Here is a 3,422-nt window from a genome sequence, read left to right on the forward strand (position 1 = left end):
ACCAATTAGTTACATAATTGACATGTAATTGGAAGAAAAAAGGACAAAAAGAGCGAAGACAACAGAACTATCTGCAATGGAAAGCTTCGGGCTATTAGTATCACTCGGCTTTGGTCTTTCAACCTTTACACCTATGACCTATCAACGTCGTCATCTACAACGACCCTTATGAGGAAGTCTCATCTCGTGGCTAGTTTCGCACTTAGATGCTTTCAGCGCTTATCTATTCCGGACGTAGCTACCCTGCCGTACACCTGGCGGCATAACAGGTTCACCAGCGGTCCGTCCAACCCGGTCCTCTCGTACTAAGGTCAGATCCACTCAAACTTCCAACGCCCACAACAGATAGGGACCGAACTGTCTCGCGACGTTCTGAACCCAGCTCGCGTGCCACTTTAATGGGCGAACAGCCCAACCCTTGGGACCTTCTCCAGCCCCAGGATGTGACGAGCCGACATCGAGGTGCCAAACCTCCCCGTCGATATGAGCTCTTGGGGGAGATCAGCCTGTTATCCCCAGAGTACCTTTTATCCTTTGAGCGATGGCCCTTCCATACAGAACCACCGGATCACTATGTCCGTCTTTCGACCCTGGTCGACTTGTTGGTCTCACAGTCAAGCAAGCTTATGCCATTGCACTCCACGTACGGTTACCAAGCGTACTGAGCTTACCTTTGAAAGCCTCCGTTACCTTTTTGGAGGCGACCACCCCAGTCAAACTACCCACCAAACAATGTCCTCCGCATTGCGGAGTTAGAAACCGAATACAGAAAGGGCGGTATTTCAAGGTTGTATCCACGATTCCTAGCGAAACCGCTTCACATACTCCCGCCTATCCTACACATCCTGTACCCAATCTCAATGTTAAGCTATAGTGAAGGTTCATGGGGTCTTTCCGTCCCGTTGCGGGTAATCGGCGTCTTCACCGATACCACAATTTCACCGAGCTCATGGCTGAGACAGCGCCCAGATCGTTACACCATTCGTGCAGGTCGGAACTTACCCGACAAGGAATTTCGCTACCTTAGGACCGTTATAGTTACGGCCGCCGTTTACTGGGGCTTCGATTCAATGCTTCTCCTTGCGGATGACATCCCCTCTTAACCTTCCAGCACCGGGCAGGTGTCAGGCCTTATACCTCATCTTTCGATTTCGCAAAGCCATATGTTTTTGCTAAACAGTCGCCTGGGCCTTTTCACTGCGGCTTCTCCATCGCTGGAGGAAGCGCCCCTTCTCCCGAAGTTACAGGGCCATTTTGCCGAGTTCCTTAGCCATGATTCACTCGAGCACCTTAGGATTCTCTCCTCGACTACCTGTGTCGGTTTACGGTACGGGTATTCATAACCTGAAGCTTAGCGGGTTTTCTTGGAAGTCTGATTACCTGCGCTATCAGCGCCCCCGAAGGTTTGCTGTACTATCGGACTTTAGCTGTACCAGCGGATTTGCCTACCGGTCCAATACCTTTGTCCTTCAACGAACTATTCCGTCAGTTCGCGGCAGTGTCACTACTCCGTCACCACATCGCAGTTATAAATAGTACGGGATTATTAACCCGTTGTCCATCGGCTACCTCCCTTCGGATGCGCCTTAGGTCCCGACTAACCCTGATCCGATTAGCGTTGATCAGGAAACCTTAGTCTTTCGGTGGGCGGGTTTCTCACCCGCCTTATCGTTACTTATGCCTACATTTGCTTTTCTATAAGGTCCACCACAAGTCACCTTATGGATTCTCCCCCTATAGAATGCTCCCCTACCAGTGCAATAAATTGCAATCCACAGCTTCGGTACCGTTCTTGATGCCCGTTTATTATCCACGCCCGGTCGCTCGACTAGTGAGCTGTTACGCACTCTTTAAATGAATGGCTGCTTCCAAGCCAACATCCTAGCTGTCTAGGCAACCGGACCTCGTTAGTTCAACTTAGAACGAATTTGGGGACCTTAGCTGGTGGTCTGGGTTCTTTCCCTCTCGGCCTTGGACCTTAGCACCCAAAGCCTCACTGCCGACCATATCTCGCAGCATTCGGAGTTCGTCTGGATTTGGTAGGATTTGACTCCCCCGCACCCAATCGGTAGCTCTACCTCTGCAAGACTCAATGTCGACGCTGTTCCTAAAAACATTTCGGGGAGTACGAGCTATTTCCCAGTTTGATTGGCCTTTCACCCCTACCCTCAGGTCATCCGGAAACTTTTCAACGTTTATCGGTTCGGTCCTCCAGTACGTGTTACCGCACCTTCAACCTGCCCAAGGGTAGATCACAAGGTTTCGCGTCTACCTCATCCGACTATGCGCCCTATTCAGACTCGCTTTCGCTTCGGCTCCTTGACTTAATCAATTAACCTCGCCGGACAAGAGTAACTCGTAGGCTCATTATGCAAAAGGCACGCCGTCACGGAATCGCTCCGCTCCGACCGCTTGTAAGCACACGGTTTCAGGTTCTTTTCACTCCCCTGTTCGGGGTTCTTTTCACCTTTCCCTCACGGTACTGGTTCACTATCGGTCTCTCAGGAGTATTTAGCCTTACCAGATGGTGCTGGCGGATTCCCACAGGATTTCTCCGGTCCCGCGGTACTCAGGATACCACTAGCCCAACCTCGCTTACATGTACGGGACTATCACCCTTATCGTGCGGCTTCCCATCCGCTTCCATTTCGCTTAATTGATGACATGTCGTGGTCCTACAACCCCATATATGCCGTAACATATATGGTTTGGGCTCTTTCCCGTTCGCTCGCCACTACTTGGGAAATCATTATTATTTTCTTCTCCTACGCTTACTTAGATGTTTCAGTTCAGCGCGTTCGCGTTTTATACAATATACCTTCAGTATATTAGGTTGCCCCATTCGGAAATCTACGGATTAAATCGCATTTGCCAATCCCCGTAGCTTATCGCAGCTTATCACGTCCTTCATCGCCTCTGAGAGCCTAGGCATCCCCCGTGTGCCCTTATTTACTTTCTTCGCACTAACACTCCTTTTGCTAAGTGTTAGGCTGCTTCGGCCGTACCTGTCCGTAGACAGACCGTGCCTCTGTTGTCTTCTCTTGTGTCTTTTTTCTTCCAATATGTCAAAGAACTCTTTATTAAAGTACAGTCAGTCCATTCAACTATCCATCTTAAACCTTACAGCCTAATATTTCCAATCTTATTTCGTGTCTCTCTTTAAAACGTGGAGAATAACGGATTCGAACCGTTGACCCCCTGCGTGCAAGGCAGGTGCTCTAGCCAGCTGAGCTAATTCCCCTTCTATTTGTGTGGTATGGTAGTCCCGAGCAGATTTGAACTGCTGACCCCTACATTATCAGTGTAGTGCTCTAACCAACTGAGCTACGGGACTAGCTATCTTTCGCTTCTTATCTCTCTCGACCACCATGCTCCATATCCTAGTAGGGATGGGCACTTTCTTCTAATGTCTTTCTTTTTTT

2 tRNA genes and 1 rRNA gene are annotated in these 3,422 nt (G+C 49.6%); all 3 read right to left on the reverse strand.

Going from position 1 to position 3,422, the window contains the following annotated elements:
• Window positions 1-75 precede the first annotated feature (75 nt).
• A 23S ribosomal RNA gene (locus ACFRAE_RS17640) occupies window positions 76-2,959 on the reverse strand.
• A 208-nt stretch (window positions 2,960-3,167) separates the two neighbouring features.
• A tRNA-Ala gene (locus ACFRAE_RS17645) sits at window positions 3,168-3,241 on the reverse strand.
• A gap of 16 nt (window positions 3,242-3,257) precedes the next feature.
• Window positions 3,258-3,334, reverse strand: a tRNA-Ile gene (locus tag ACFRAE_RS17650).
• Window positions 3,335-3,422: the final 88 nt, after the last annotated feature.

The sequence above is a fragment of the Sphingobacterium sp. HJSM2_6 genome, from assembly GCF_049316305.1.
Lineage (GTDB): Bacteria > Bacteroidota > Bacteroidia > Sphingobacteriales > Sphingobacteriaceae > Sphingobacterium.